This window comes from Paenibacillus zanthoxyli JH29, assembly GCF_000520715.1.
In the GTDB taxonomy this organism is placed as follows: domain Bacteria; phylum Bacillota; class Bacilli; order Paenibacillales; family Paenibacillaceae; genus Paenibacillus_AQ; species Paenibacillus_AQ zanthoxyli.
Window position 1 is genome coordinate 1 of record NZ_ASSD01000254.1, and the last position, 2,873, is coordinate 2,873.

At 49.4% G+C, this 2,873-nt stretch carries 3 protein-coding genes; 2 read left to right on the top strand and 1 reads right to left on the bottom strand.

Annotated features, from left to right (window positions below; translation table 11 throughout):
* The first annotated feature begins 628 nt into the window (after positions 1–628).
* The gene (guaA, locus tag L691_RS0109275) at positions 629–2,167 is read left to right on the top strand and encodes a glutamine-hydrolyzing GMP synthase (RefSeq protein WP_025690175.1); all 1,539 of its coding nucleotides are present in this window, start codon (positions 629–631) and stop codon (positions 2,165–2,167) included.
* A gap of 95 nt (positions 2,168–2,262) precedes the next feature.
* Here guaA and L691_RS34220 read toward each other — a convergent pair whose 3' ends face one another.
* Positions 2,263–2,559 carry a helix-turn-helix domain-containing protein gene (locus tag L691_RS34220; protein WP_084654015.1) on the bottom strand — a complete coding sequence of 99 codons (297 nt, stop codon included), beginning with the start codon at positions 2,557–2,559 and terminating at the stop codon, positions 2,263–2,265.
* 56 nt (positions 2,560–2,615) lie between these two features.
* On the opposite strand from L691_RS34220, the gene tnpA reads away from it, so the two are divergent.
* The coding region (gene tnpA, locus L691_RS31215; RefSeq protein WP_084654017.1) for an IS200/IS605 family transposase at positions 2,616–2,873 on the top strand (258 nt) is incomplete at its 3' end.

A 2,873-nucleotide genomic window follows, 5' to 3' on the forward strand; every position in this document is an offset into this window, starting at 1 on the left:
TGTCCGAACGGCCGCCTCTCGCTTTTTGCAGATAACCTGCGATTGTACATCTATTGTCGCCTTGAAGCCGCCACTGCATAATATGCCTGCTAACATACAGTTTTTACCCGTTCAATCTCATATGCTGCCGGTACAGCCTCAAAACTCCTGCACAATCGTAGGAATTTCCCTGCTGGCATACGCATTGACTGGAAAAACCTGCACTTTAGTAGTTTTTTTGAGACTCCCACCCCTAAAGGGGCAAGCTGACCCTTCGGCATCAGTGGGATTCTTGGGTGGTAGTCGGATGTGCATTTCCGCTATACTTTGATCCCTTTGGTGTTAGAGCGCTAAGGAGGCAACGGGTCCATGCCTGCTGAAATAAAGTTCAACCTTTGGCTGTCCCAAATGGTTTCAAGCCATCTCGAATTCATATCCCCGGGGTGGGGGAGGAGCTCGCGAAATGGTTGACTCCAGTTATTTAGGTCAGCCGAAGCTGTATTTTCCGATTACAAAATCACATTATACATCTGTGAAAACTTTCCGCTAAAAGAATCCGGAAGCGATTACTTCGTAGCCTGTCCGCCTTTCCTTGACGGTGCGAATTACGTTCTCGTATAATGAATCCAACAATCAAGGGAGGCAAGTAATGAACAAGCCAAATGAAATTATCGTTGTTCTCGATTTCGGTGGACAATATAACCAATTAATCGCGCGCAGAATTCGGGATTTAGGAGTATACAGCGAGCTTCTGCCGTACAATACACCGATCGAACGGATCAAGGAACTCTCGCCTAAAGGCATCGTATTCTCCGGCGGCCCGATGAGCGTTTACGCCGAGGATGCTCCGCATGTTGATCCGGCGATTTATGATCTTGGACTGCCGATTTTCGGCATTTGCTACGGCATGCAGCTGATGGCCCATCAGCTCAGCGGCAAGGTCGAACGTGCCTCCAAGCGGGAATACGGCAAGGCGGATCTGAATTTTGAACCCGGCGCCATCCTGGTTAAAGGGCTGGAAGGCAGTCAGACCGTATGGATGAGCCACGGTGACCATGTATCTCTGCTTCCGGAAGGCTTCAAGCTTGATGCCGGTACCGAAAGCGCGCCGATTGCGGCGATGAGCCATGAAGGACGGAAGCTGTACGCGGTGCAGTTCCATCCCGAAGTGCGTCACTCCGTACACGGCAACGAGATGATCTCGAATTTCCTGTACGAAATTTGCGGCTGCGATGGCAACTGGACGATGGAGTCCTTCATTGAGGATGCTGTCCAGGATATCCGCGCCAAAGTCGGCGACAAGAAGGTGCTGTGCGCCCTGAGCGGCGGTGTCGATTCTTCCGTTGTCGCCATGCTGATTCACCGCGCTATCGGCGACCAGCTGACCTGTATGTTCATCGACCACGGTCTGCTGCGAAAAGGCGAAGCTGAGAGCGTTATGGAGACGTTCGTTGGCAAATTCGATATTCACGTCGTCAAAATCGACGCCCGTGAGCGTTTCCTCGGCAAACTGGCCGGCGTAGACGATCCCGAGCAGAAGCGCAAGATAATCGGCAACGAGTTTATCTACTGCTTCGATGAGGAATCTGCCAAGCTCGGCGATTTTGGTTTCCTTGCGCAGGGAACGCTGTACACGGATATCGTGGAGAGCGGAACCGCTACGGCGCAGACGATCAAATCGCATCATAACGTCGGCGGCCTGCCGGAGGACATGAAGTTCAGCTTGATCGAGCCACTGAATACCCTGTTTAAGGATGAGGTTCGCAAGGTTGGCGAGGAGCTCGGCCTGCCGCATGCCATTGTATGGCGCCAGCCGTTCCCGGGACCGGGTCTTGCCATCCGCGTGCTGGGCGAAGTTACGGAGGACAAGCTGACGATTGTCCGGGATTCGGATTATATCCTGCGCGAGGAAATCGCCAAGGCCGGACTGGAGAGCGAAATCTGGCAGTATTTCACCGCGCTGCCGAACATGAAGAGCGTGGGTGTAATGGGCGACGCCCGAACCTACTCCTATACGGTTGGCATTCGCGCCGTAACGTCCATTGACGGCATGACCGCGGACTGGGCCCGTATTCCGTGGGATGTACTGGAGAAAATCTCCGTGCGGATCGTCAACGAAGTCGAGAACGTCAACCGCGTTGTCTATGACATTACTTCCAAGCCGCCGGCTACCATTGAATGGGAGTGACCTAGTAAGTGGCTTCCCACCAAAATCCCCACCAAGAAATTTTCTTGATGGGGATTTTCTTTTATTTAGAAATCTTAAGATGAAACGATAAGGTATCAGTAAAAAATCAAATTCTGTTTGTTTTTCTGAAAATTTGTCGGTGAAACGCCAAACTTATTTTTAAATACTCTCGAAAAGGAGTCCACATTTGAATACCCGAATTCCTCAGCAACTTCATAAACGGTTATTTCACTGGTTTTCAGTAAAATTCTTGCTTGTTGCAGGCGATGATCTTTTAAATATTGAACAGGAGGAACACCTATTTCTTTTTTAATACAGCATTCCGAGAGAAGTCCCCTTCCTCTACAGGGAGGGGATGAATATCGGCCAGGTAACCCTGGAAAATTATTGATCTACATTAGCTCATTTGATACAATCAGTCTTAGTTTTATATAAGGCTGGTGTATCAATGAAATTAGACTCGAATAATCATTCGGTATTCTCTCTAAACTACCATCTCATCCTTTGTATCAAATACCGTAGAAAAGTGCTTACCGACAAGATCTCCGAGTATGCGAGGGACATTTTTGAACGCATTGGAGAGAACTATCATATTACGCTGAGCGAGTGGAATCACGATAACGATCACATCCACGTACTGTTCAAGGCTCATCCCAAAACCGAACTTTCCAAATTTATCAATGCCTATAAAAGTGCCAGCTCTCGC

What these genes read in the sequence shown, in the direction of transcription:
- guaA (WP_025690175.1), top strand. Translation starts at nt 629, where the DNA reads ATGAACAAGCCAAATGAAATTATCGTTGTTCTCGATTTCGGTGGACAA.